The sequence below is a fragment of the Tichowtungia aerotolerans genome, from assembly GCF_009905215.1.
Classification (GTDB): domain Bacteria; phylum Verrucomicrobiota; class Kiritimatiellia; order Kiritimatiellales; family Tichowtungiaceae; genus Tichowtungia; species Tichowtungia aerotolerans.
This window is the reverse complement of the sequence record NZ_CP047593.1, coordinates 2,127,229-2,152,470: the sequence shown is the minus strand read 5'-3', so window position 1 is coordinate 2,152,470 and position 25,242 is coordinate 2,127,229. Positions and strand designations below refer to the sequence as shown.

Annotated in this window: 32 protein-coding genes and 1 tRNA gene; 13 read left to right on the top strand and 20 right to left on the bottom strand. The window is 49.8% G+C overall.

The window, feature by feature from the left end:
* Nucleotides 1-203: 203 nt before the first annotated feature.
* The gene (locus tag GT409_RS08845) at nt 204-1,154 is read right to left on the bottom strand and encodes a UDP-glucuronic acid decarboxylase family protein (RefSeq protein WP_160628741.1); all 951 of its coding nucleotides are present in this window, start codon (nt 1,152-1,154) and stop codon (nt 204-206) included.
* A gap of 54 nt (nt 1,155-1,208) precedes the next feature.
* Between GT409_RS08845 and GT409_RS08840 the strand changes: the two genes are divergently transcribed.
* The 11 genes from GT409_RS08840 to GT409_RS08790 all read left to right on the top strand — a co-directional run bounded on the left by GT409_RS08840 (nt 1,209) and on the right by GT409_RS08790 (nt 10,085).
* The gene (locus GT409_RS08840; protein WP_160628740.1) at nt 1,209-1,766 is read left to right on the top strand and encodes a Maf family protein; all 558 of its coding nucleotides are present in this window, start codon (nt 1,209-1,211) and stop codon (nt 1,764-1,766) included.
* Nucleotides 1,766-2,443, top strand: a complete 678-nt coding sequence (rsmI, locus tag GT409_RS08835) for a 16S rRNA (cytidine(1402)-2'-O)-methyltransferase (protein WP_160628739.1) — start codon at nt 1,766-1,768, stop codon at nt 2,441-2,443. Before GT409_RS08840 ends, rsmI begins: the two co-directional genes overlap by 1 nt.
* A 90-nt stretch (nt 2,444-2,533) precedes the next feature.
* Nucleotides 2,534-3,052, top strand: coding sequence for an STAS domain-containing protein (locus GT409_RS08830; protein WP_160628738.1), 519 nt, complete (start codon nt 2,534-2,536; stop codon nt 3,050-3,052).
* Between the two features lie 7 nt (nt 3,053-3,059).
* Entirely contained in the window at nt 3,060-4,517 is a 1,458-nt protein-coding gene (locus GT409_RS08825) for a PP2C family protein-serine/threonine phosphatase (RefSeq protein ID WP_160628737.1), read from the top strand.
* Between the two features lie 186 nt (nt 4,518-4,703).
* On the top strand, nt 4,704-5,165 hold the full coding sequence (locus tag GT409_RS08820) for an Hsp20/alpha crystallin family protein (protein WP_160628736.1): 462 nt from the start codon (nt 4,704-4,706) through the stop codon (nt 5,163-5,165).
* A gap of 230 nt (nt 5,166-5,395) precedes the next feature.
* Entirely contained in the window at nt 5,396-5,959 is a 564-nt protein-coding gene (locus GT409_RS08815) for a nucleotide exchange factor GrpE (protein WP_160628735.1), read from the top strand.
* Nucleotides 5,959-7,149 (top strand): molecular chaperone DnaJ, encoded by a 1,191-nt coding sequence (gene dnaJ / locus GT409_RS08810; RefSeq protein ID WP_160628734.1) that lies wholly within the window; start codon nt 5,959-5,961, stop codon nt 7,147-7,149. Before GT409_RS08815 ends, dnaJ begins: the two co-directional genes overlap by 1 nt.
* Nucleotides 7,146-7,871: an RsmE family RNA methyltransferase gene (locus tag GT409_RS08805; RefSeq protein ID WP_160628733.1), complete on the top strand. Its 726-nt coding sequence runs from the start codon at nt 7,146-7,148 to the stop codon at nt 7,869-7,871. The genes dnaJ and GT409_RS08805 overlap by 4 nt, the downstream gene beginning before the upstream one ends.
* Nucleotides 7,872-7,877: 6 nt before the next feature.
* The gene (locus GT409_RS08800; protein WP_160628732.1) at nt 7,878-8,663 is read left to right on the top strand and encodes a ParA family protein; all 786 of its coding nucleotides are present in this window, start codon (nt 7,878-7,880) and stop codon (nt 8,661-8,663) included.
* A gap of 68 nt (nt 8,664-8,731) precedes the next feature.
* Nucleotides 8,732-8,821, top strand: a tRNA-Ser gene (locus tag GT409_RS08795).
* A 283-nt stretch (nt 8,822-9,104) separates the two neighbouring features.
* Entirely contained in the window at nt 9,105-10,085 is a 981-nt protein-coding gene (locus GT409_RS08790; RefSeq protein ID WP_160628731.1) for a tyrosine-type recombinase/integrase, read from the top strand.
* A gap of 61 nt (nt 10,086-10,146) precedes the next feature.
* Here the strand turns inward: GT409_RS08790 and GT409_RS08785 are convergent, their stop codons facing one another.
* From GT409_RS08785 to GT409_RS08710, 16 genes are all read right to left on the bottom strand, one after another.
* Nucleotides 10,147-10,905 carry a DUF4145 domain-containing protein gene (locus GT409_RS08785; RefSeq protein ID WP_160628730.1) on the bottom strand — a complete coding sequence of 253 codons (759 nt, stop codon included), beginning with the start codon at nt 10,903-10,905 and terminating at the stop codon, nt 10,147-10,149.
* A gap of 55 nt (nt 10,906-10,960) precedes the next feature.
* Complete coding sequence (locus tag GT409_RS08780; RefSeq protein ID WP_160628729.1) at nt 10,961-11,962, bottom strand: pentapeptide repeat-containing protein; 1,002 nt, start codon at nt 11,960-11,962, stop codon at nt 10,961-10,963.
* 16 nt (nt 11,963-11,978) lie between these two features.
* Nucleotides 11,979-13,061: a pentapeptide repeat-containing protein gene (locus GT409_RS08775; protein WP_160628728.1), complete on the bottom strand. Its 1,083-nt coding sequence runs from the start codon at nt 13,059-13,061 to the stop codon at nt 11,979-11,981.
* A gap of 222 nt (nt 13,062-13,283) precedes the next feature.
* Nucleotides 13,284-14,456, bottom strand: a complete 1,173-nt coding sequence (locus GT409_RS08770; protein ID WP_160628727.1) for a Fic family protein — start codon at nt 14,454-14,456, stop codon at nt 13,284-13,286.
* 107 nt (nt 14,457-14,563) lie between these two features.
* Nucleotides 14,564-14,896: a hypothetical protein gene (locus GT409_RS08765; RefSeq protein ID WP_160628726.1), complete on the bottom strand. Its 333-nt coding sequence runs from the start codon at nt 14,894-14,896 to the stop codon at nt 14,564-14,566.
* A 321-nt stretch (nt 14,897-15,217) separates the two neighbouring features.
* Complete coding sequence (locus GT409_RS08760; RefSeq protein ID WP_160628725.1) at nt 15,218-15,682, bottom strand: hypothetical protein; 465 nt, start codon at nt 15,680-15,682, stop codon at nt 15,218-15,220.
* A gap of 424 nt (nt 15,683-16,106) precedes the next feature.
* Nucleotides 16,107-16,391: a hypothetical protein gene (locus GT409_RS08755; protein ID WP_160628724.1), complete on the bottom strand. Its 285-nt coding sequence runs from the start codon at nt 16,389-16,391 to the stop codon at nt 16,107-16,109.
* A gap of 488 nt (nt 16,392-16,879) precedes the next feature.
* Nucleotides 16,880-17,032 carry a hypothetical protein gene (locus tag GT409_RS08750; protein WP_160628723.1) on the bottom strand — a complete coding sequence of 51 codons (153 nt, stop codon included), beginning with the start codon at nt 17,030-17,032 and terminating at the stop codon, nt 16,880-16,882.
* A gap of 132 nt (nt 17,033-17,164) precedes the next feature.
* A complete protein-coding gene (locus tag GT409_RS08745; RefSeq protein WP_160628722.1) occupies nt 17,165-17,566 on the bottom strand; it encodes a hypothetical protein in 402 nt (133 codons plus the stop codon).
* Nucleotides 17,563-17,940, bottom strand: coding sequence for a hypothetical protein (locus tag GT409_RS08740; protein WP_160628721.1), 378 nt, complete (start codon nt 17,938-17,940; stop codon nt 17,563-17,565). The genes GT409_RS08745 and GT409_RS08740 overlap by 4 nt, the downstream gene beginning before the upstream one ends.
* Nucleotides 17,937-18,164 (bottom strand): hypothetical protein, encoded by a 228-nt coding sequence (locus GT409_RS08735; RefSeq protein ID WP_160628720.1) that lies wholly within the window; start codon nt 18,162-18,164, stop codon nt 17,937-17,939. Before GT409_RS08735 ends, GT409_RS08740 begins: the two co-directional genes overlap by 4 nt.
* The gene (locus GT409_RS08730) at nt 18,161-19,399 is read right to left on the bottom strand and encodes a hypothetical protein (RefSeq protein WP_160628719.1); all 1,239 of its coding nucleotides are present in this window, start codon (nt 19,397-19,399) and stop codon (nt 18,161-18,163) included. Before GT409_RS08730 ends, GT409_RS08735 begins: the two co-directional genes overlap by 4 nt.
* Nucleotides 19,392-19,808 (bottom strand): hypothetical protein, encoded by a 417-nt coding sequence (locus GT409_RS08725; RefSeq protein ID WP_160628718.1) that lies wholly within the window; start codon nt 19,806-19,808, stop codon nt 19,392-19,394. Before GT409_RS08725 ends, GT409_RS08730 begins: the two co-directional genes overlap by 8 nt.
* A gap of 639 nt (nt 19,809-20,447) precedes the next feature.
* Complete coding sequence (locus tag GT409_RS08720; protein WP_160628717.1) at nt 20,448-20,642, bottom strand: hypothetical protein; 195 nt, start codon at nt 20,640-20,642, stop codon at nt 20,448-20,450.
* Complete coding sequence (locus GT409_RS08715) at nt 20,639-20,821, bottom strand: excisionase family DNA-binding protein (RefSeq protein ID WP_160628716.1); 183 nt, start codon at nt 20,819-20,821, stop codon at nt 20,639-20,641. Before GT409_RS08715 ends, GT409_RS08720 begins: the two co-directional genes overlap by 4 nt.
* 11 nt (nt 20,822-20,832) lie before the next feature.
* Entirely contained in the window at nt 20,833-21,015 is a 183-nt protein-coding gene (locus tag GT409_RS08710) for a helix-turn-helix domain-containing protein (protein ID WP_160628715.1), read from the bottom strand.
* 139 nt (nt 21,016-21,154) lie between these two features.
* On the opposite strand from GT409_RS08710, the gene GT409_RS08705 reads away from it, so the two are divergent.
* On the top strand, nt 21,155-21,781 hold the full coding sequence (locus GT409_RS08705; RefSeq protein ID WP_160628714.1) for a hypothetical protein: 627 nt from the start codon (nt 21,155-21,157) through the stop codon (nt 21,779-21,781).
* Nucleotides 21,778-22,269, top strand: coding sequence for a hypothetical protein (locus tag GT409_RS08700; RefSeq protein WP_160628713.1), 492 nt, complete (start codon nt 21,778-21,780; stop codon nt 22,267-22,269). The genes GT409_RS08705 and GT409_RS08700 overlap by 4 nt, the downstream gene beginning before the upstream one ends.
* Nucleotides 22,270-22,429: 160 nt before the next feature.
* Here the strand turns inward: GT409_RS08700 and GT409_RS08695 are convergent, their stop codons facing one another.
* From GT409_RS08695 to mazG, 3 genes are all read right to left on the bottom strand, one after another.
* Nucleotides 22,430-23,257: an EFR1 family ferrodoxin gene (locus GT409_RS08695; RefSeq protein WP_160628712.1), complete on the bottom strand. Its 828-nt coding sequence runs from the start codon at nt 23,255-23,257 to the stop codon at nt 22,430-22,432.
* Between the two features lie 34 nt (nt 23,258-23,291).
* Nucleotides 23,292-24,371 (bottom strand): 3-phosphoserine/phosphohydroxythreonine transaminase, encoded by a 1,080-nt coding sequence (serC, locus tag GT409_RS08690; RefSeq protein WP_160628711.1) that lies wholly within the window; start codon nt 24,369-24,371, stop codon nt 23,292-23,294.
* 80 nt (nt 24,372-24,451) lie between these two features.
* On the bottom strand, nt 24,452-25,240 hold the full coding sequence (gene mazG / locus GT409_RS08685; protein ID WP_160628710.1) for a nucleoside triphosphate pyrophosphohydrolase: 789 nt from the start codon (nt 25,238-25,240) through the stop codon (nt 24,452-24,454).
* Between the last annotated feature and the right edge of the window lie 2 nt (nt 25,241-25,242).

The following is a 25,242-nucleotide window of genomic DNA, read 5'->3' as shown; positions in this document are numbered from 1 at the left end:
TTTTCCAAAATAGGTTTTGTTGTTTTTGTCTTTCAGCTCAACAGATACACGCATCTCCCCTGCCATTTCCGCATCGGACTGCGTGGTCGTGATTTTCAGAAGCTGCTCAGGACCCCCGTCTTTATCCTCCTGCGACAGCTCCTGAACGGACACAATGGATGCATCGCTGTCGAATTCATCTTCCCTGGCAAAACCACAAAACGCTAAACGTATTGCTTGAAATATTTAATAGTCGGCTTGAGTCCAGCTTCCAGATTTACTTTAGGTTCCCATCCGAGTTTTTCTTTTGCCTGAGTAATGTCCGGACGACGCTGCTTTGGATCGTCCGACGGCAGCGGCTTGAAGACGAGCTTTGACTTGGATCCGGTCAACTGAATCACCTTTTCAGCCAGTTCGATCATGGTAAACTCGCCGGGATTTCCAATATTGATCGGGCCGGTCACTTCGTGTGGCGTATCCATCAGCTTGAGGAATCCATCGATCAGGTCGCTGACATAGCAGAAAGATCGCGTCTGGGTGCCGTCGCCGTAAATGGTGATGTCATCGCCGCGCAACGCCTGCATAATAAAGTTGCTGACCACCCGCCCGTCATTGGGATGCATGTGCGGGCCGTAGGTGTTGAAGATGCGAACGACCTTGATCGGCATATCCATCTGACGACGATAGTCAAAAAACAAGGTTTCGGCACAGCGTTTTCCTTCATCATAACAGGAGCGTGTTCCGATGGGGTTGACACGTCCCCAGTAGCTTTCCGGCTGCGGATGGATATCCGGATCGCCGTACACCTCACTGGTCGATGCCTGAAAGATTTTTGCACCGACCCGCTTGGCCAGCCCGAGCATATTGATGGCGCCGATCACACTGGTTTTTGTGGTCTGGACCGGATCGTGCTGATAATGCGGCGGTGAAGCAGGACAAGCCAGATTATAGATTTCGTCCACTTCCACAAACAGAGGAAACGTGATGTCGTGACGAAGAATTTCGAAATTGGGATTATCCAGCAAGTGAGCCACATTGCCCCTTCGGCCGGTAAAAAAATTATCAACGCAAACGACATCACAATTCTGCTTCAGTAATGCTTCACAAAGATGTGAGCCCAGAAAGCCGGCACCGCCAGTCACTAGAACCCGTTTATTAAAGTGGTATTTCTGCATAAGTCCTCTATCCTCCGGCGTTAAATATTTTTAAAACCTTACTGTTTATTCTTTATGAGCACCAACGAAAAACTGATTTTGGCAAGCGGATCTCCGCGACGCGCCGAACTGCTTCGTCAGGCAGGCCTGCCGTTTGAGGTCATGATCCCGGAAATTGATGAAGCCCCGCTCCCCGACGAAACTCCGGCCGCGTTTGTGATGCGTACTGCCCGGGAAAAAGCAGAAAGCATTTCTGCCGCAGGCGCAGTGATTCTTGCCGCAGACACTGCCGTGGTCTGCGAAGGCCGCATTCTGGGAAAACCGAACAATAAAAAGGAAGCTAAGAAAATGCTGCGGTCCCTGTCTGATCGCACCCACGAGGTAATGACCGGGGTGTGCATCCGGTTTTTGGATCGCACGGACTGTTTTCATATTGAAACGGAAGTAACCTTTCGAACGCTTTCTGAAAAAGAAATCTCCGACTATGTGGCCAGCGGAGAGCCGATGGATAAAGCCGGAGCCTATGCAATCCAGGGCGGAGCTGCAAAAATGGTACGACGAGTCGCCGGCTCCTATTCCAACGTAGTCGGTCTGCCGCTGTGCGAGGTGGTGGAAAAACTGGAGGAACTCTAATGGATGCCGGACTTTACATTGTCGGAACGCCGATCGGGAACCTGGGGGATATGACCGCCCGCGGCATTGAAACCCTGAAGGAAGCCAGCCTGATTCTGGCAGAAGATACCCGGCAAACCCGCAAACTGCTGACTCACTTTGACATCAGAACACACTGCATCAGCTGCCATAAATTCAATGAAGCGCAGCGGTGCGAAGAAATCCTCAACCGCATTCGCAACGGTGAAGTTATCGCGATGGTGACCGACTCGGGTATGCCGTGCATTTCCGACCCCGGCTCGCGAATTGTTGCCGCCTGCCGCGATGCGGAGCTGATGATCACCTCGGCACCGGGCCCAACGGCGGTGACGACAGCGCTGGCCTTAAGCGGCTTCGGAGGTCACGGCTTTCTGTTTGCAGGATTCCCTGCCCGAAAGAGCGGAGCCCGCCGCAAGCTCCTGGAACAGTGCGCCGAGGTACCGGTCCCGGTGATTCTCTATGAATCCCCCTACCGTATGCTCAAACTGATTGATGAAATCGAAACGGTTTTGGGAGAAAACCGCAAGGTGTTCGTGGCTCGCGAACTGACAAAAAAATTTGAAGAATTAATCAGCGGAACCGCAGCAGAAATCCGGCAGCGTTTCAGCGGACGAACGGTCAAAGGAGAATGCGTCCTGATCATTGAACCTGCAAAATGAGGTTTTCTCTATTAACATTTGCACTGTCAGACAGCGGCGATTAGAATTTTTAGAAAGTAGCAAACAACACGTGTCAGGAAGCTTTTTTATATGCTGGAAACAGAACAACCCAACGACGATCTGCAAGCTGCAATTACGGACGGAAAACTATTTGTCCGGGTAATCGGTCGGGGTTCTTTTAAAATCGCAGCACCAATGAAACAGTTCATCGCGGAAATCTGCGAAAAGAAACCCATTGAGTTTGTCGTGCTCGACCTGAAGCAATGCATCGGGATGGACAGTACGTTCATGGGAGTTCTTGCCGGGCTGTCCGGGCGATTGACCCAGAAAGGACAAGCTCTGGAACTGATCAATCTCTCCGAAAAAAACACCCATCTGCTGGCCACCCTGGGAGTCGACCGCGTCCTCTCTTTCTACAATAACGCACATGGCCACAATATTCCGGATCAGGACACCGAGTCTCTTCCGACTGATCAGGCATCCAAAAAAGACCTGGCCGTAACAGCCCTTCGCGCTCACGAGAAGCTGGCACAAATCAGCGAAGAAAACAAACCACGCTTTGAACGCGTCATCGAGTTGCTCAAAAAAGATGTTAACCGACTGAATTGATCTGTTTATGGCCGAATTACTACATTGGATCGTTGCCTTGCTTGCCTCTGCATTTGAGGTAGCTCTGATCGTTTTTTTGTGTTTCACCTATCAGAATCGCAAAACCCTGCGCAAAGAGAACCGCAGAATGCGCAAAGAGCGGGAGGTCATTTTTGAGTTTGTCCACCAAATCGGCGAAGTCTTTGCAGATGCTGAAGAAATCGACATGGACACACTGCTCAAGCGCATTCTGTTCTTCTCAACCAAAACCAACAAAGCCGCAGCCGGGGCCATCTATCTTTTTAATAAAGATCGCGACCGGCTCTTTGCTCGGGCTGTATCCGGAATTTTTCCGCCGCTTTACGACGCTGAATCCGTAAAAACCGAGCGATTGCTGGCAAAATCCCAGCACCTCGAAACACTCGTTAAAGAACGATCCGTCAACTCCGGCGAAGGCCTGGTCGGCGCAGCGGCCGCCGTCGGCACCGGCATCATCATCGAAGACGGCGAGGTGGACGCACGGGTCCCGACCTATAAGGATGCATTTCTCCAGATTCACTCCCTGTTGATTGTTCCCATGCGCTTCGGAAATGAAGTCCTCGGCGTCGTAGCGCTGGTCAACCGCATCGACGGATCTCCGTTCACGGCCGGCGACCTGAACCTGCTGCAGGCCATGGCCGATCAGGCCTGCGTTCCGATTCATTATGCCGGCCTCCGCGATGCCCTGGAGCACAAAAAGCAGCTCGACCGCGACCTCCATGCCGCTCAGCAGATTCAGGCATCGCTTCTCCCTCAGACCCTCCCGCATCTAGACGGCGTTCAACTCAGCGCATTTAACCTCCCGGCGTACGACATCGGCGGCGATTACTACGACCTCATCCAGATCGACGAAGAACACCTTGGCATTGCCATCGCTGATGTCTCAGGAAAAGGAATCGGCGGAGCCATGATGATGGCCGTCTGTCAGGGGGTTCTGCGCACCCGGGCCGGTCAGGAACAAAGCCCGGCCCGCATGCTCTCCGAGCTGAACCGCGTGCTGAGCAACAACCTGGCGGAAGACATGTTCATCACCATGCTCTACATGGCACTCAACATCCAGACCCGGGAACTGCGGTTTGCCCGGGCCGGTCATGAGCGCCCCCTTATCTGTCGAGGATGCAGCAACCGGAACCGGGAACTTCAGGCCCTGGACTCCCCCGGAATCGCCATTGGCCTGACCTCTCCGGAAGTTTTTGATGCAGTCATCGAAGATATGACCATCCAGCTCGAATCCGGCGACGAAATCATCGTCTACACCGACGGCATCACAGAAGCCCTCAATGAAGAAGGCGAAGAGTGGGGCCTCGAAAACCTGAGCCGACTGATCAAAGCCTCTCCTCAAAACCCGGAATCACTCCTGCGAACCGTCCAGAACACGCTGACCCGTTATGTCGGCGCCCGCCAGCAGTATGACGACATGACCATGTTTGCTCTCAAGATCAACTGAGCAATCAGCGAAACCTCCTGACACACATCCTCCTGAAAAGGCGTGACAAAATGTCACCGCCCGCCCGACACCTAAAATCACAAACGACTACCGAATAACACATTACATTTATTGGCACCTCCAATGCTATATATTCAGGCAGGATCTGAAACACGGGGTTTCAGAAAAACAAAGGAGGTACCAGACATGAACTGGCCAACTAAACGAACCAACAGCTATCCTGCTCCGTGGAACAGCGGGCTGCTGCACCGTTCGATTGATGATCTCCTTGAAGATTTCTTCGGGGGATTTGGAATTGAACCGCAGGCGTCAGTCGTATCGCCGCGTTTCGACGTGTCCGAAACAGAAGACGCAATCGTCATTGAAGCGGAACTTCCGGGAATGGACGAAAAAGATGTCGAACTGACCCTGCAGGATAACATCCTCACTATCAAGGGAGAGAAAAAGCGCGAAGAAGAGACCCAAAAGAAAAACTGCTACATCTCAGAACGAAGCTACGGTCACTTCCAGCGCTCCCTGCAGATCGGCTCCAACATGGATGCAGACAAAGTCGATGCCTCATTCAAAAAAGGTATCCTCACTGTCCTCATTCCAAAACTGGAACCGGAAAGAAGCAAAGCACGCACTATCGACATCAAAGCTGCATAACCCCACCCCGCCGTCCCGGTCAACGCCGGGGCGGCTTTTTGCCTGCAAAGATTGACTAAAACCGCACGAAACCCTACCGTTTCCAACCTTGTGAAGGCGGAAGCTCCGCCAGCCGATTGTTTTTCCAGGCATTGGAAAAACCATATGGGTATTTTTCCAACCCTTGGAAAAAATAAAGAGCGCAGGCTCAGCCTGCTTCCAGCCCTTGGAAAATTTGAGGACATCCGATTATGAGCGAAGAAAAACAGAACGAACCGATTGAACAGGAAGAAGCCGTCGCGACCGAAGAAACGGCCGAAGAACAGGCTCCAGCAGAAGATGTGGAAATCATCGAAGAGGAAAAAGAGGAAGAAGAACCTCTGCGTATCCAACTGATGCGCCTGCAGGCCGACTTCGATAACTTCCGCAAACGGCAGGTCCGCGAACGCGCCGACTGGATCACCCGGGCCAACGAAGATCTTTTCCTCGAGCTGCTCCCCGTTCTCGACCACTACGAAATGGGCCTGAAGAGCGCTGAAGACCATCACGCCGACAAATCCGTTACTGAAGGATTCAAAATGGTCTACAACCAGCTGATAGACCTGCTCGAAAAATTCAACGTCACTTCGGTGGAAGCAATCGGCGAAGCATTTAACCCCCACGTGCATGAAGCACTCACTCACATGCCGTCTGACAAACCGTCAGAAACCGTCATCGAACAGGTGCGCCGCGGCTATATGCTCGGCGACAAACTGCTTCGAGCCGCCCAGGTGGTCGTGTCCTCCGGACCGGCCGAAGCAAAGGACTCTGAATAATGGCTGATAAACAAGACTACTACGAATTGCTCGGCATCGCCAAAGGTGCCTCCGCGGAAGAAATCAAAAAAGCCTACCGCAAGATGGCCGTCAAATATCACCCGGACAAAAATCCCGGAGACAAAACCGCCGAAGAAAAATTTAAAGAAGTCTCTGAAGCATACGAAGTGCTGAGCGACCCGGCCAAACGTCAGCAATACGACCAGTTCGGTCACGCGGCATTCGGCCCCGGCCGCGGTGGCAGGGGAGGCGGCGGATTCGGAGGTGGATTCGGCGGCGGCATTGACCTCGAAGAAGCCCTGCGCACCTTTATGGGTGCCGCCGGCGGCGGCGGAAGCATCTTCGATAATTTCTTCGGTGGCGGCGGTGCACGCCGCAATCCCAACGCGCCTCAGCAGGGCGCGGATCTGCGCTTCGATCTCGATATCGACTTTGAAGAAGCCGTTCTCGGCTCCAAACGCGAAATCCGTATCAACGTCAACGAAACCTGTACACACTGTAACGGTAGCGGTGCAGAGCCGGGCAGCGGAAAACGCACCTGCCCCGACTGCGGCGGCGCAGGCCAGGTTGTCAGCGGCGGCGGATTCGTTCAGTTCCGCCAAACCTGCCCCACTTGTCGCGGATCCGGAGAGGTCATCGAAAAACCCTGCTCCAAATGTCACGGACAGGGACTCCTCCGCAACAAACGCAATATCGAAGTCAAGATCCCGGCCGGCGTCGAAACCGGATCGCGCCTGCGCGTTGCCGGACGCGGAGAAGGCGGTCGACGCGGAGGACCGGCCGGCGACCTGTACATCGTTCTGCACGTCCGCGAACACGACTTTTTCAAACGCAACGACCTCGACATCATCTGCGAAGTCCCGGTTCCCTTCCACATCGCCACACTCGGCGGCGAGGTATCCGTGCCGACCATTCAGGGCAATGCCACGCTGAAAATTCCGGCCGGAACCGAAAACGGAAAAGTTTTCCGGATGCGCGGCAAAGGCGTCACCAGCCCCCGTTACGGAACCGGCGATCAGCACATTCTGGTGCAGATCGAAATTCCGCAGGGACTCAGCGGCAAGGATAAGAAAAAATTTGAGGACGCCATCAAGGTGCTCAACGACAAACACTTCCCGCTCACCCAGAAAATGCGCAAAGCCGCCAGAACCTTCTACGAACACAAGCGCGCACTGGAAGAAAACGCATGAGAATCAACAGCTTTGTGACTCCTGACACGCTCAAAGCCGATACCGTCGCGCTTTCACCGGAAGAGTCACACCATCTGGCCCGCGTTCTGCGCGTAGAACCGGGCCAGGAGCTGACGCTGTTCGACGGACAGGGAACCCGTGCAGAAGGAACGGTCGAAGCCGTTACAAAAAAGGAAGTAACCGTTTGCATCACAAAACGTGATCTTGTCCCGCCTCCTGAAGTGGAAATCACGCTGATTCAGGCCGTCTGTAAACCGGACCGGTTTGAAATGATTCTCCAGAAAGCCACCGAGCTCGGCGTACGAAATATCCAGCCGGTCGTTACCGAAAACGCCAGCCTGCCCTCAGGAAAAATCGAAAAAATGATCAGCCGCGGAGAGGCAATCATCCGCAACGCCGCCCAGCAGTGCGGAACCGCTTGGCTTCCTGATTTTTGGGCATTGAAAAAACTGCCCGCTGTTTTTCCAATGCTTGGAAAAACCGACGCGGCATTTATCGGATCGCTGCATCCCAATGCGCGTCCATTCAAGGAAAGCTTCCAAGGTTTGGAAAACGTAAAAACCGCTGCACTGCTGATCGGGCCCGAGGGCGACTTTACCGAAGAAGAAATCAACGCCGCAGTTGAAGCCGGAGCCATTCCGGTGACCTTCGGGAAGCAGATTCTAAGAACTGAAACCGCCGCCATTTTCGGTTTGAGCGTTTTGTCCTATGAGTTATGCTGACACACTATGAGCACTAAAGTTATTGCACTCGCGAACCAGAAGGGCGGCGTCGGGAAGACGACCACCGCAGTCAGCCTGTCTGCCTGCCTTGCCAAACGGAAACAGAACGTTCTGCTGATCGACCTCGATCCGCAGGCGAATGCCACCAGCGGCGTCGGGATTGATAAGGAAGAAGGCGCCAGCATCTACTCCGCCCTGCTTGGCGAAGCCGATGTACGCACGCTGATCAAGCCCACCGAAACAAAGCGACTGCATCTGATTCCGTCAGAGCTCGATCTGGCCGGATGCGAAGTAGCCATTGCACGGATGGATAACTATTTGCACTGCCTCAAAAATGCTCTGCAGCCGATCGTCGACCAGAATGAATATGACTACATCCTGTTCGACTGCCCACCATCCATCGGCATTCTGTTCATGAACGCGCTTTACGCAGCGGACAGCATCATCATCCCGATGCAGGCCGAATATCTGGCCCTTGAGGGCTTAAGTGTTATTCTCAGCCTGATTGATCAGGTTCGCGACGCGGGCAATCCGAAACTCAGGATTGAAGGCATTGTGATGACCATGTGCGACCTGCGCACGAATCTGGCTCAGCAGGTGGTCGACGAAGTACAAAATCATTTCGGCGATGTGATTTATGAAACCCTGATTCCACGCAGCGTTCGTCTGAGTGAAGCCCCGAGCTATGGCCAACCGATCATTCAGTATGCCCCGATCTCCAAGGGATCCATGGCCTACATGAAACTGGCAAAGGAATTCCTGAAACGCCAGCAAAGCGCTCCGTCAGCATAAAACAAATCTGCTCCCGAAAAGATCTTGGCATAACCCGGCCGAAAATCTATCTTACACGGTCTTTCGCCGGAGGAGTGCCAGAGTGGTTGAATGGGGCGGTCTCGAAAACCGTTGTGCTCGCGAGAGTACCGGGGGTTCGAATCCCTCCTCCTCCGCCAATATTTTTCCCATCTCAACCGAAAACGCTATAAAATATGCGTAAACATTGAACTAAACGGTTCTTTTGGTTCATCGCAAGTTCCCGTATATTCCCCCTGTATTCCGCAAATTTACCTGTAAAATTTGCAACCAAACAGCAACCACAGGAATGCAGTCATGGGTGTAAAGAAAATCGAACGGAAAGACCGAGATAAAAAGTTCGGTGTAAAGTGGACCGTAGACGGGAAACGCCGCTTCCGGTTTTTCGAAAAAAAGTCAGACCGGAACGATTTTTTCAAGGAAATGGAGGAAAAAGAAAAGCGACAAGGTGCCGCCGCCCTGAACATATCCACCGTCGAAGCCCAGATCATGCGCCGCTGTGTAGATCTGCTCGGATCTCCCGAAAAAGTTCTGCTGGCCGTTGAAGAAAAAGCCAACAGCATTTCTATCGAAAAAATTCCGGTGGCCGATGCCGTACAGACTTTCCTTGATGAAAAATACAATCTTGGCCGGAATGAAAACTGGCTCCGGGCCAACCGGAATATTCTAACACGCTTTGCAGGGAGCTTCCCAAAACAGGCTGTCAGCGAATGCAGCAGAGATCAGGCACAGCAATGGATTCTTCAATTAAACTTTGCGCCGGTCACCGTCCAAAACCATCTGAAGGCCTGCGGATCGTTTTTTAACTGGTGCACAGCCCAGCGATACTGCCGAGAGAATATTTTCAAAGGCGTTCACGCCCCTACAGTCATTCAAACAGAACCGGAATTCCTGACCGTCTCCCAAACGGAGAAATTATTCAAAACAGCTACAGGACATTACCCGGACGCTTTGGCCTATCTTGCCCTGCAAGCATTCGCCGGAATTCGGTCCAGCGCATGCGCCCGGATTAAACCCGAAGAAATCAAGTTCGACCAACGCGGAATTATGATCACTGCCCAGAACGCAAAAAACAACCAACGCCAGTTCGTAGACGGCCACCCAGATAACCTCTGGCAATGGTTGGAGCATGCAAAGGAAATCGCACCGGAAGGCTTCTCTATGACAAAGCGGCTATGGGATCGGCGCAAATCCCAACTACAGACAAAAGCTAAAATCAAGATGCCACACAACGCCCTACGGCATTCGTTCTGCTCTTACCATGTAGCACTGGAAGGCGATGCCGGGAAAACGGCCACACTGCTTACGCACCGGGGAAATGTTTCAATCCTATATGCACACTACAAGGGAAATGCCAGTAAGGCGGATGCCGAAAAGTATTTTTCACTTGCACCCAACGTGTAATTGCTCAGCCTTTGACTGCGTGAAAAAATCGGACGATAATTTACCATTGCGGGCCAATCTATTACCTTGGCCCCCTTTTCTTGTTTATCTTTTTCGCAAGCCGTTCTATCGCCATTCTTTTCTGAGGGAAAAGGCCGGACAATAACTCTTCCAATAACTCGTACGCATCGCATATATCATCTTGAGTTATGCTTTCGGTATCATGGCTACCTGCGTTGCCAAGCCATTTGATGGCATAAAACAAATCCCGAACATGATTGAACTTATGAGGAAGCAGGTCAATTCGTTGATGTAAGGCAATCCTATGCAGCTTTCCCGACCGGCGGTTGAACCGTTTTATTTTTAAGTGAGTCAGGAGGTGTTCTAAAGCTATCCGTATATGGATGGCTGCGGCTGATGGGTCAGAAAAAAAGTGAGAAAAAGAAATAATAATTTCGTTGCGGACAGGTTCAGGTGCGGAGATAGCGACCTGAAACATCTGTAAGGGTGGGTTAAAATATTTTGGTGAGAATACGGGGTCATAAATTTCAACAGGGAAACCTTTTTCATCATAACCACAACCCCGACACAACTCACCATTGCCGGTACTTGAAACAATCTCCGCACATGCACTGTTAGAACATTTTAAAAAACAGCTGTAGATATAGCTGATCCACTCAGGCTCCCATGCCTCATGACCATGTAATGATTTTGACAAAGAGGTTTCCTCGTAGTGAAACCTATCCTTAACAACCTGAAGCTGCCCCTTATTGCAGATGGGACACGGATAAGGTGAGCTACCCGTTTTTTGTAATGATTGTTTAAAAATCTCTCGATTCATAGCGCCTCCCATCTGGCTTTTATTAATCCAGAAAAACACCCAAACTGCTGAAATATCATCCCCGCGGCAGTAACTTCGAAAAAATAAATGAAATCAGACCGCCAAGCATGACATACCCGGTAATTACCTCCAACGTCACATAGAATGCTGCCAGCCCGGTTGCTGGGGTAATGTCACCAAAACCCAGGGTCGTAAACGTCACAATGCTGTAGTAAAGCGCACTACCAAAATTGAACGGCAGTGATGTATTGAGTGCAAAAGCACCCACCCCAAGTCCCAGATAGATTCCTGCGTAGTACAAGCAGAAAATGATAGACCACCCCATCCACGCCCACGGAGAACGACCACAATCAGCCAAAACAAACCACACTCCAACGAGAAACCTATTCCACTCGTTAGATTGCTCCAGCTCCTCGATAAACGCCTGATGCGTAGCATAACGTTTAAAACGCTCTCCTCCATAACTCCCCGCCAACCTAATCCCTTTAAACCGTCCCTTTCTTAAAGAAAATCGAACGTCAGAAATATCAGCTCTCTCGAGGTTTGCATTTGAGAGTATCGCATCTTTTAGGTTCGCATTTGCTAAAATAGATTTTTTCATATTTGCATTGGACAAGTCTGCACAACACAGGTTGCTTTCAAATAAATTACAATCATCTAAACTGGCATTACAAAGGTTCGCATTTCCCAACTGAACTCTAACGAGATTAGCCCCACTTAATTTTGCACTATTAAGACAGGCTCCGGTTAGGACCGAACCTGCTAAAATCGCATCAGAAAAGTTTGAACCTTCAAGATTAGCCCCAGCAAGATTAGCATACAAAAGCTGGGCTTCAAAAAGTTCAGAACACTCTAGCGTTGCTCTTTCTAAAGAAGAGTGTGTCAAGTCGACCTTTTCTAAATCACAATAAGACAAATCTATACCATTCAGATTTAACCCACTCAAATCAGCCCCAGAAAGATCGGCTTCTAGCGAATATATATCTGTTGTGAGTCGCCATTGATTCCACACATCGATGCCTTTTTTCAGAATCTCTACATGTTCAGGATTTGCCATGATATCTCCTGTTCGATTATCCGCATGGAACCATTTTGCTGGAAAGGAACGAAATCAAACAGCCGAGAATGATGTACCCGAGAACAACCTCCATGCTGACTAAAATCATTGCCGGATATGTCAGAGGGGTCACATCTCCAAACCCAAGCGTGGTAAGCGTCACAATGCTGTAATAGAGCATTGTCCATATAGTTTCCGGCAGCGGCTTAATATCAAACGACTCCGACCAGCATGTTTGTAACAAAAAAAATAGTTCTGCGAATAGTAGCCAAATTACAAACACCCACTTCATTAACTTCCACGGAGACCGACCGCAATCAACAAACGTACTCCAAACCCAGTACACCACCTTATTCATACCCCGCGCCGACTCTCTAAATTCCTCAATAAACGCCTGATGCAAGGCCTGTCTGCGAAATCTCTCACACCCATAGCACCCTTCAAGATGTATTCCGCGGTACTCACCCGTTGAAGTATCGAAATGTAGCATGGACAGATCTGCGTCCTTAAAGTTGGCTCCTCGCATATTAACATCGATCACACTGGCTCCCTGCACAAACGCACGCTGCAAATCGGCACCATTTAAGTTCGCGCCGGTCAAATTCGCACCCTGCAAATATGCGTCTTGTAAGTTTGCACACGAAAGACTGGCGGAATGAAGCCCAGACTCCATTAAACACACTCCCGAGAGATCGGCCCGATCCAAGTTCGCACATTTTAAATCTGCCTTGATTAACCCCGCCTCCGAAAGGTCAGCACGCCTTAAATTTGCATGCGCCAAGCATGCACCATCAAGCGAGGCCTTGCTTAGGTTGGCCCGTATGAGGTTCGCGTTTTTTAAATTAACAACATCCATAAAGGAGCCTTGCAAATTGGCTCGCTGCAAATTAATACCGGAAAGGTCTAAATATGACGTAAAGCACTCGGCCTCCGTATCCCATAACGGAGCCCCGTTTTTCCATGTAGAAAGATTCCGAGGCACAGCCTGATTTAAATCGACACCACTCAGGTCTGGACATATTAGATCGTTTTGATCGCGCCATTGATTCCAAGCCTCAACGCCCTGATTCAGTATTTCTAAATGCTCTGGATTTGCCATATGCGCTCCGGGTCAATTCGTCGGCAGTGTACGGAAATTCCCCAAAAGCGGATACCAGAAAAGATGATTCTTTCCTATCAGCTTTAAGATAACTGTCGGCTCTGATTGCCAGTTGCCCAGAAGAAACGGCCAACCCATTAATCGCGAAAACCAGTTAAGCCAGGTATTCCGCCAGCTGTTTGGAATAAGAATCCAGCGAGAAACTACAAAAGAAGATAAACGTCAAACCGCACCTGAAATTTCCGTTCCCTGATTCATTACGGCCACATATTCCGAATAGGCAAAAAGCCGGTTTCGTTTCTGGCCAGTCACCTCTCGGACTATTTCCAACTGTTCCAAGTGCTGCAAACATGTGTTGATCGTGGCAGCTGAAAGATGGGTTTGCTCCTGTAACCATTTCGGAGAAGCAATAGGACGCTCCAGCAATGCCCGGTGTACCAAGTGCGTAGAAGCTGCGCTTCGTTCCAGCCCATGGATTGTTTCCGTATCTTTTGCAGCCAGCCGCATAAGCCGCTGGGCGGTATCTACAGCCTGTGTAGCGGTATCGGTCACTGCATCCGCAAAAAATTCAAGCCATGCTTCCCAGTCGCCGGTATCGCGCACTTCATTCAATAACCGATAGTAGCTGTCCCGGTGGGTTTTGAAGTAAAGACTCAAGTACAGCATTGGAGCCTTCAGCACTTTTTCAGAACAGAGCAACAGCGTAATCATCAAACGGCCCAACCGACCGTTTCCGTCAAGAAATGGATGGATGGTTTCAAACTGGACATGAGCCAGAGCCGCCTTCAGGAGTACCGGGGTATGCTCCGGCTGATCATGAAGAAAAAGCTCCATCGCCCCCATGCAATCCTGAACATCTTCAGGCGGAGGAGGAACAAAAAACGCATTACCCGGACGGGTTCCACCGATCCAGTTTTGACTGCGTCGAAATTCTCCCGGTGATTTATCACTGCCCCTTCCCTTTGACAAAAGCTCTGTATGAATTTCGCGCAGTAACCGTAATGACAGCGGAAAGCCCTCCCCCAGTCGTTTCAAGCCATAATTCAGGGCAGCAACATAGTTGCTTACCTCTTGAACATCATCCAGAGGAACCCCCGGCTGATGTTCCTGCTCAAACAAAAGAAGATCCGAAAGGGAAGATTGCGTTCCCTCAATCTGAGAAGACAGGACAGCCTCTTTCCGAACATATGCATACAGGAAAAGAGAGGTATCCGGTAACAACAGAGATACACTGTCCAAACGACCTAAAGCCAACAATGCCTGATCAAACTTTTCCCGCAGATCCGCAGACCAATCCACCGGCGGCACAGGCGGCAACGGTGCAGGAACAAAGGCCTCCGCCTTTTCCCCAACCGTCGAAATAGTGACATATCTTCCCTGTAGATCTCTTTTCATACCGCTTATTTTAATCTCTGAATTACAGAATTCTTTATTTCAACAAACCGCTACTTACTAAAATAAGACACTGATGCTGGAATGCAAGCTTCATCTACCCTCACTCACTATTGCGGGTCGGAATTTTTCAATACATCCAAAAGAACATCTTTCACAATATTCCCCAACAACTGGGGATCATCAGGGGTATCCCAAGGACTGAAAATTTCCAATTCCGAGCTTTGTTTTTTTGGTTCCGGATTTGTTTCCATGCCAGCATCTTCACAAAAACAAAATTTCTCTGTCCGGCTACCGTCGGATCGGTCGGAACAAATATCTGAATCAGCTTTTTGATTTTTCATGCTGGAATTTTCGCCGACATCAGAGATCGCCGTCTGACTACAGTACGATCCATACGATGAAATTTCCTCTTTTACCCTAATCAATTTTTCCAAATTCATTTTGAGACCTCCTACCCGTTGCTCGGACTATATACGCAACGCAAGCACCCTAATTTTTTCGAGACAGGCCAAAACACCCGAACCGGTTCGGTTTTCCTAAACGGCTTCTGCACATGCAGGGTTATCAACCGGATCACGCTATATACGCACCGGGATCTTCCTCTCTGTAAATTTGCCGCCTAGATGAAATTTCCGCCCAAAAAGTGCGATTTTTCTTTTAGAAGAGGAAAAGCAGCGATAATCTGCCGAGGAAGGGCCGGTTGAAATGGATAAAAGAGCTCCTTCTCTCAAACGCAAAAAACACCACAAAAGTCCACACCCCTACCCTTCGCCACCCTCCCTTTCTTCAAAAAGATCCGGAAATTCTCTCTTAAGAATATTCCCAAGCCATTCCGGATTCCGGCGCTCCCCAGCACAAGATTGAACGGGAAATTCCCGCTTTGGATCCAAAATGCCCGGCCTCAACTTCTTAATCTCGACTTCTCGGCTCTTTTTCATGCAACAATCTTCGCAAAAATCAGCTACCGAGATCCGGGTGCCGTTTGCAGTGTGTGCATTAATTTCCGATTGAATTTTTTGTTTTCCAACGGTCATTTTCTTTTTCATGTGAGGATTTTTGCAGGACATGACAGCTTCCGTATGGTTACCGTTTGATCCATTGGAATAAATTTCCGGATCAGCTTTTTTGTTTTTCACGCCGGAATTTCCCCAAAAACTAACAGCTGCTGTCTGACTACGGTTCCGGTGGTTCCATGAAGAAATTTTCCAATAAATCGCATTTTCCATCGGGACCGAACCGGTTCAATTTGTCTGAATGCATTTTGATGCCTCTCGTATATGCCGGGGTGTCAACTAAATCGCGTGTCACCCCTATATACGCATCCGGATCACTCGAACCTTGGGAGCTGAACTCAGAACTTATGAGGATTGGAAAAATTCACGGGAAATTTTGATGAGTCCGGCTTTTTCCATACAAAGAACCTGCCGCCCGGGAGAAAAAGCCAGCTTGGCCGGCATTACAGCCAGTCAGCCGGCGCTGATCACCAGTTGCCCTGAGGCAACGGCCAGCCCGTCGATCGCGAAAACCAGTTGAGCCAGGTATTCCGCCAGCTATCCGGAATGAAAAACCAGTGGAACAGATCCCGCGCAGCCGGAAAAAGCCACGCCTGTAGGAAAAATCCGCAAATGCGGCCGCGGTAGAAATTTCCGTCTACATGCCCGGAGGCGCAGTAGGTTCCATCTGCGCTGCAGCTACATTCCAGCCCTTTTCCACTTTGATTCCAGATTCTGGAAATAACTGAAAAAGCGGAATGACCGGAAATTCCATGCCATAAGGCATTTTCCGTATCCAACACCCACAGCCCCAGAAGAAACCCCGATTCTTCCCACCATTAAACACTGGAATTTCCATTAAATGGCAAATTTTTCCGCCCCCCGCCCAGAAAGTTCGGGAAATTCCGAAAAACCAGAATTTCCCACCATTCCAGTGATTCATTCCACGTACAGTTCCATGAGTCATTCCATGATTCCGCCGCTGTTTCCACCGGGAACACGCCGCTTCCACAAATGATTCCATGCATCATTGACTCATGACGCAACCGGAACCAGTTTCGATTCAGTGATTCAACAGGATCATGACTGCATCAAAATGATTCCACATCCGCTTCCACCGTTGATTCCATCTGATTCCAAGATTCATTCCGGTTATTGACTGTTGAAGAGATCTATTATGATCGTTGAAGAAACTGTTGTTGCTGTTCAACAACCTAACAAGGAGTGCTCATTAAGGGATACAGCGGATTCACTGCAATCGTTGAAGGCCTGTTGTTGCTGCCCAACAATCCAATAAGAGATGCTCAAGGGATATGGCGACCATTGAACAGACTGTTGCTCCTGTACAATTGTCCAACAAGGAGCGCTTAAATACAATTACTCAGGGATACTCAACGGATTTGCCGACTGTTGAAGGCTTGTTATTGCCGTTCAACAACCCAACAAGAGGTGTTCAACTGATTCGTTGTCGTTGTCGTTGTCGTTGTCGTTGTCGTTGTCGTTGTCGTTGTCGTTGTCGTTGTCGTTGTCGTTGTCGTTGTCGTTGTCGTTGTCGTTGTCGTTTAACAGATCAACAAGGGGCAAAAGATGTTCAAGACATTTATTATGACCATTGAACAGACTGTTGTTCCCGTACAACAGTCACATAACAAAAAGAAAAGCCCCGCTGATTCGTTCCTCATTAATCAGCGGGGCCGTAGTTTGCATCAGGTGACGTCATGCAGCCTCTCGTTTTTCAGACTCGCTTTCCGGATCACCTTCCGGGGCATCACTCCCCGGCGGTGTATAGCGGCAATCTATAGGCTTGGGAGCCAGCACAAACCGCCCCTCGCCGTCTGTCGGCCGCACATAAGTATTAAACTCATCCATAATCAGATCGTAGAGCTCCTGCATTCTCTGTTTGATCACTGCCCCATGGGTGAGACAGCCCTCATCTTCAAGAGTGCCCACGGCATCAGCAACCGATACCAACGTATGCTCTGCCTGCATCAGCAACCCTTCCCGACGCTCCGCGGGATCATCACTGAAGGCATAGCGGCCATCAAAGATTCCAACATTTGGATCCCGCTTAGGAATGTTTTTGCTTTTCAGATCTACACTATCCGGAACCTTTTTCATGCTGCCACCTCCTCTTTTGCTTCGTTCCGTTTGAGGTGAGCTTTTACCTCTTCATCCTCACTGTATTTCAGCGCGTCCGGTTTGGGTGAAATGCGATAATCAGGGCAACCATGCAGGCCAGTTCCCAGCGATTCCGCATAGTAATCGAACTCCACCATAAAGGCGTCGTAGAAGTCCTGAAATTTCCGCTTCAGTTCAGCTTCATTCTGAAGAAAACCCTCGCACTCGAACGCACTCATACAGCTGCCAAAACCAAGGAGATGGTGTTCGGCCACCGTCAACATGCCTTCGCGGTGTTCTGTGATATCTCCACTCATTGTGAGAACGCCGTCACTGATCCAGACGACTGTGTCTTTTTTTGTTGGTTGGGTCATTGTCCTATTCCTTTCTGTTGGTTGGTGAGGAACGATTTAACAAGGCCGGAAAATTCATCGCACGGGAACGGACCACCATTTTGTAAAATGCCGAGACCGCTCATTGTAACGGCAGCAAAAAACTCTCGCACCTGCCGGTCTGATTTCATCTCAAGCCCAACGCGGCGCATACATGGCTCAAGACGCGCCAAGTCGGTAATTTCAATTTGACAGGTAATTTTCATGCGAGAAGGTCTCTGATTTGGGGAGTCTGCTTCTCAACCCGTTTTTTAATTGATTGCGGAGCCAGCCGGGCAACCTCGCTTTGCATAAACTCAATAGCTGTTTCTTCATCCTGAATCGGAACACCTTTGTGTTCAGCTGCAGTCAACAAAACACCAATCCCCTGCTTATCCAGCTGATCAATATTTATGTCCTCTTTCGGGATCTCAAAAATCTGTTCATCCCGAAGCCCACCTAAAGCTTCAATGAATTTTTTGCGGATCAAAACCCACCGGCCATCCTCTTTTAAATGTGACTGGTTCTTTTTTTCCCGGTTCACTGTCTGCGCCGCAAAGCGAGTCCATTCGGTCATGAGGATTTCAACGATCTGAGCCCGACGACTCATAAACGAAGCCAGCGTCTTAACCCCATATTTTTTCAACCGCTTCCCACCCAGCTGAAATTCTACTCGAAGCGCCGCAGAGGGTTCTCTCCCGTTCCATCGCGCGTGAACCAACGCCGCATAAGTTGTAGGATTGTAAGTCACCTTTGCCTCTTTAAGCTTATCGTAAATGCGCAAACGCAAAGGAGACTTACCAAAATACAGCGTGGTCATTTCCGGATGGTGAAACTTTGCCCGTGTAATATACCGATCATTTTTATATGCCCGGTTGAAATAGTTGAATTGCCAGCTCGGCAGGTCGAGACAAAGATCTACCCGGCTGATTTGCTCCCGGTCGAGAGACCCTCCAAGCCTATCAATCACCTCTCTTGCCAAGGTGTATCCGGTAAGTGCGCCCTTAATGAGACAGTAATCTCCGCGACAGGTCATCATGACGTTTGGGGAGGTGTGATAGGTCGGAGAATTTACCATTAAAAATTCCACATCATCGACCGTGAAACGCCAACTGAAAAATCCCTGCCCTTTTTTTCCCATCGGTGCTCCGGTAGGAAATATTTCGATTTCCAGATCGTTATATTTAAATCGTACACTATCCCGATTCTCTTTTGCTTTTGCCTGCCAGTGATTCAGTTCATCGGAGAGTTTCACAAATGAATTCCAACTCACATACAGACTCATAGTGAGCCAGTCGATGCCTGCAAAAACAGGTCTGTTTTTTAAGGCACCCGTAGGAGTAGTGTTACTACTCTGAGGGGGCCTGTTAGTTAATAGGCCCCCAGAGGCCGAAAATTTGCGATTTTCCGAAGAAATTTCGCGTTTTACTGTGGGGGTCAAAGTAGTAGTCGATTTAGCCATTTTGTACCCCCAAAACGGCTGAAAAATGCTGTGTAAGACGCTGCACCGTATTGAAGGATGCTGCACCACAGTTTGTCCGCTGATAGACACGCCAAGCATGCCGATGGACAAACAAGTTCACTCGCGAATTCTGAGAATAGGACAACGCCGCAAAATCATCTTTCCAGACAATCGACGGCCATTCGATTAAATCAATCTGCTGGCCGATCTGCGCCTCAATGATGGATACCGGACGTGTAGTTGCTATGCGCAACGCCTCGGAATAAATCGTGTACAGGATTTGCTCAAACTCCCTGTCTCTCTGCTGTTGGACTTCTCTGCCTTTTTCTCGTGCAGCAAAAACAATGTGCGCCGGGCTTTTTTCCGCCCGGTCCGGCACATCCTTTGCATTCATCAAACTAAAAGTCACGTGTGCCCCTGCCTTTCTGGGTAGTTTCGCAGTTCAAGGGAAAGGGACGATGAAAAGGGATCGCACCCGCCGGGGGCGGATGCGCAAGGGACGGGAAAGTGTCCGCCTAGGCGGCGGACAGGATTTTTCGCATTGCGCGGAAAGGATGTATGAAGGTGGGGAGCACCCGAGCGTATGGATAGATTTCCCAACCAACAGGAAATAGGAGCCGGGGCCGCGCCATCCTCACCGCCGTGCCGGGCGCTCAGGTTGCGTCCCCGCAGAGCCTTACCCTCCCGACACGAATGTTTAACGCTGACCCCGGCAAAAATCATTTGAAGCCCTCCTTGGGCTTGAAACAGTCACAGGTTCTACGAAGAGCCGAGAACACATGAGCGTCCCCTTTGAATGACTGCTTTTTGCATCGGTAGATATCCCGACCATGCGGCCGAAAATATGAAACACATTCCGCACACATACCGGTTGTCCGAAAATTATTTTTATCGGACTCCGGATCTTTGCTGCCGGTCTTTGGCGGAATCGCTGTTTTCCCCGGCGAAAAGTATTTACGGAAAAGAGAACCTAAACCGGTCCGGCCAGTGTGATGAGCCCCGGCAGACACAGAGCGCTTTTTGAACAAAGATCTGTCTTCAGCAAAAATCATAATTCCTCCAAAAGAAGGTTACGAATTTTCCCGCAGATATCTTCAACACTATCCGGATGCCGCTCCCGGGCCTTATCCACTTTGTTTTTAACGGACTCCAAAAGCTGCTCCCGGTCTGCGCCCGGAAACTCGCGCCAGTACAGCAGATCAAACAACACACTAACTTCATCACTGGTTAAATGAACAATCATGCCACTACCCCTTCTGAAAGATAGCGGTCCAGTTCGATCTTAGAAAACTGCATCGGATTACGGCACCCGCGCAGACGGTGGATATGCCCTTCATCATAAAGACGGCGGAACTGCTTAACCGGAATGGTCAAGTACTCCGCCGCCTCACTGGTTGTCATAATTCTTTTCGCCTGCTTCATATTGAACTCCGTCATGCGGCACGGCGGCCATTAAGGAAACGATCTATCTCCCGACAAGAAAAACGATACGGATGATTAAAGCCCTTGATCGGACGCAGTTTTTTGCTGCCGACCAAACGCCGAACGGTTGCCTCGCTAACTCTGAATCGCTTAGCAACCTCTGCCGTTGTGTAGATCTCTTTTTTACGTGCCATAACAGTCTCCCTCGTTCATGTGCGTGCAATATAAGACATCCGCTTACATTGCATCAAGAAAAAATCCTGTACTTTTCCTTTATGGGGCACGAGGAAGAGCTATCTTCCTTTAAAAACAGCAATTCAACTGAAGCAAAATATGACACGAGATAGCGAAAAAACTGAAAGTTTCACTTTCAGATTATCAAAAGGAGTGAAGGATAATCTGAACGTCGTTTCTAAGAAATTCGGAACCTCTGCAGGCCAACTTACCGCGTTGCTGGTAGAAAAATTTATTGAGGAATGGCAGAAAAACGGAAAAGTTGCATGGCCTCCTGAGTTTAAAAGCGACAAAGCATTTGTCCGAATTAAGGTACGTGTAGGGTATAGCATCCACGTTTCATTTGAGGACGATGACCCATACGAAGAATCTTCTCCATTTGTTGAATGGTTCCTTATAGACCAACTGGGAACACCTGCTGATAAGATTTCCGATACAAACTATTGGGTTGCCTTGTATTACCAGCTGAACGAACAAATTGAGTGGCTTACCGAAAATGAATTTGATGAGCGACCTTTGGAAGTGACCCTTAAAGTGTGGAATTTTCGAGCATGGGATCAGAAAAAGAAAAGATGGATTGACCTCACTAATGATGCGGCAATAAAAAGCGAGACTGCTTTAGAAGATTTGGCGAAAAGTGTCGATGAGGGGAAACCTCCCTCTCAGCCTGTAAGGCGGTATGGTAATGAGCAGCGGGGATCTCGTACAAACAACAGAGAATCATGAACCCGATCATCACAACTGCACTTTTTAGCGGCATTGCTGGGGCTGTTATTGCTTCCGTAATTTCCGGTCTAATTCAACATAAACATTTCAAAGGAGCATTGGCTGAAAAATGGGCCTGTGACCTCCGCAATGAAATTGCAGAGTTTATGGGTTTGACCGAGAGCCTTCGAGGATACTGCTTTAGGCAAAGCGAATTTTATATTCAAGACCGGGATCAAGAAATTGTGGACTTAACGCATAGGCTGGTTTCAAAACAACAAAAAATACACATGCTTCTAAATGATGATGATGATCAGCAAAAAATCTTTGAGTTGGTTTCAGAACTAATGGACAGAGCATATAAAATAAAAGCAAACAGCAATGAAGCCAAAGAAAACTGCGCAGGGTATTCGGCCTGTGAAACCCAGTTAGTGAAATGCGCCCGCCAACTACTACTCCCCCACCAGCCCACAAAAGAGCGCATCAAAATCAGCAACCAAAACGTCTGAACAATCACTTTAACCAATAAAAACAGGCGAAGAAAAAGAACCCTCCTCCTCCGCCATAACATCGGATTTGTAATGGGTATCTACGACAGAGATTACATGAAGTCGGGAAAGTCCCGCCCGAAAAGTCCCAAACAACCGTCACTCTGGCAGAAAATCCGTTTCAGAATCTGGCTTCTGTTCCACGGCAGAAAATAGCCTGCTGTTCAACATCCTGATGCTGTTGCAGAAAATCGGATAACGATGTACGGGGATGGTGATAGCGCCTGATCCATGATGACCAGCCGTACTGAACGGCATTCTGAGGACACCAATGAAAACAGGCAAAACACTGCTCACAGTGTCCAAGCCAAATCGGCTGACCATTACGGATTTCAATATTCTGGACGGGGCAGAGTTTCTCACAAATACCGCAACTGTTGCAGCTTTGGTCGGCTCTGAAAGGGCGATCTGCTCCGTGTTTCTCGAAAAAACGGAAAGACGGATAAATCAGCAGGCCGGCCAGCCGCCAGAAAAGCCCGCTCTTTTCAATCACAGCGGTTCGCGACAGCAATGCCTGCGCAATAAGAGCGATCTTTTCATCCGCTTTTGCATGAGTACGCTCCTGTGATTTCAACCCGGGCGTCCCACCAAGGGGCGGATAGTTTTCAGGCTGCCGGACAGTCCATGCAGCGTTGAGTCTGATCCCCCTTTTGCGCAATGCCCTGCGGATAAAATGCAGCGTACTCCCGGCAGTTACAGCGCAAGTGCTGACCGAAAAAACGTAACTATCCGGTTTCACCTGCAGTTTGTTAATAAACGTTTCGACCAACGCAGGCGGGCCGAACGCATACACAGGAAAAACAAGGCCGATCAGGTCCGCCGCTTCCGGCGGACGATGAACGGCCTGAGCAATCGGAATCAGTTCAGCGTCCGGCAGTTTTTCAGCCAGCATCCGAGCGGTTGCCAGAGAGTTCCCCGAGCCGGAAAACCAGTAGATTTTCGTACTCATCAGATCCTCCCCGGAACTGCCGGCATTCAACAGATTATGCGTTGGCCGCTTCGAATTCCTTCATGAATTCAATCAGCGCATCAACGCCTGCTGCCGGGAATGCGTTATAAATGGATGCACGAATACCACCGACAGAACGGTGTCCTTTAAGGCTGGTCATTCCCTTGGCCGCAGCTTCTTTAACGAACTGAGCTTCGAGGTCTTCGGTCGGCAGGCGGAAGGTTACGTTCATCGGGGAACGGAATTCCGGAACCGCTGTTCCGTTATAGAAGTCCGATGCATCAATCGCTGCGTAAAGCTTGGCCGCTTTTTCTTCGTTCATCTTCTGCACACCTTCGAGCCCGCCCTTTTCGAGCAGCCAGCGGGTCACCAGCATGATCATGTAAACCGGGAAGGTCGGGATCGTGTTGGAGAGCGAATCATTTTCCATGAAATGTTTGTACTGGAAAAGTTCCGGCAGCGTGTCAGGAGATTTTTCAGCGAGATCGTTGCGAATGATCACCAGTGTAACACCGGCAGGAGCCAGGTTTTTCTGGGCGCCGGCGTAGATCATACCGAACTGAGAAACATCAAGCGGACGAGACAGAATGTCGGAGGACATATCAGCGATCAGCGGCGCGTCCGTTTTCGGGAACTCTTTCACCTGAGCACCGCTAATCGTTTCGTTGGAGCAGATATGCACGTACGCCGCACCGGGAGTAAACTCAAGATCGTTACCCGGAACGCGGGTCGGAACATCTTTAGCCGTATTGGCGAGTTCGTTCACGCTTATACCGAGCTTTTTAGCCGCCTTGATCGCCTTGGAGCTCCATGCGCCGGCAGTGATGTAATCAGCGGTCTGACCTTCGCCCAGCAGATTCATCGGAATCAGCGAGAACTGAGTGCTCGCACCACCAGTCATAAACAGCACGCTGTAATTATCCGGAATATTCAGCAGCTTTTTGAGGTTGTCTTTGGCTTCCTGATGCACAGCGGAGTAGTCCTTTCCGCGATGACTCATCTCCATAATAGACATGCCGGTTCCATTAAAATCGAGCAGCTCCGCCTGAGCCTGTTTGAGGACTTCCTCCGGCAGGATTGCCGGTCCAGCACTGAAGTTATATGCACGCGCCATAAAAATATACCTTTCTACTTAATTTCAAATCGGCCCCAATCTACTCCTTCCGATTGTGCCGGGCAATCATGAAACCTCTCCTAGGAGGCCTTTTCATCGCGCTTAACCGCCTGCCAAACAGCCTCCAGCTCATCGATGGAACAATCTTCCAGTTCGCGTTCCTCCGCATGAAGACGGTTTTCCAAACCTTGGAAACGCCGCATAAACTTGGTAATATTTTCGTTCAAAAGCTCTTCGGACTCATGGCCCAGATAGCGGTTAAGGTTGACGGTTGAAAACAGCAGGTCGCCCAGCTCTTCGCGGATGGCCCCGGCATCTTTCTGGGCCATCGCTTCTTTGACTTCTGCCAGCTCTTCCTCAAGCTTATCAACGACGCCGCTGATTTCATCCCACTCGAAGCCGACCTTGGCGACACGCTTCTGCACCAGGTGTGCTTTGGAAAGTGCCGGCAGGTGCCTGGGAATCCCGTCGACCAGCGAGCGCGGCTTCTCGCCGCCCTTTTCCGTTTTTTTGATTTTTTCCCAGTTCTTAAGCACCTGATCCGACGTATCGGCCTGAACATCACCAAACACGTGGGGATGACGGCGCACGAGTTTGTCGGCAATGCCTTTGGCAACATCGTCAAAATTAAAAGCGCCTTCTTCGTCGGCAATCTGCGCCTGAAACACCACCTGCAGAAGCAGGTCGCCCAGTTCTTCGCACAGCGCCGTGCGATCGCCGCTGTCCATGGCGTCAACAACCTCATAGGTTTCTTCAATCAGACAGCTGCGCATCGACTCGATGGTCTGCTCCCGGTCCCACGGGCATCCATCCGGGGCCCTCAGGCGGTGTACAACTTCCAGCAGGTTTTTAATTTGGGTTTTTTCCATGC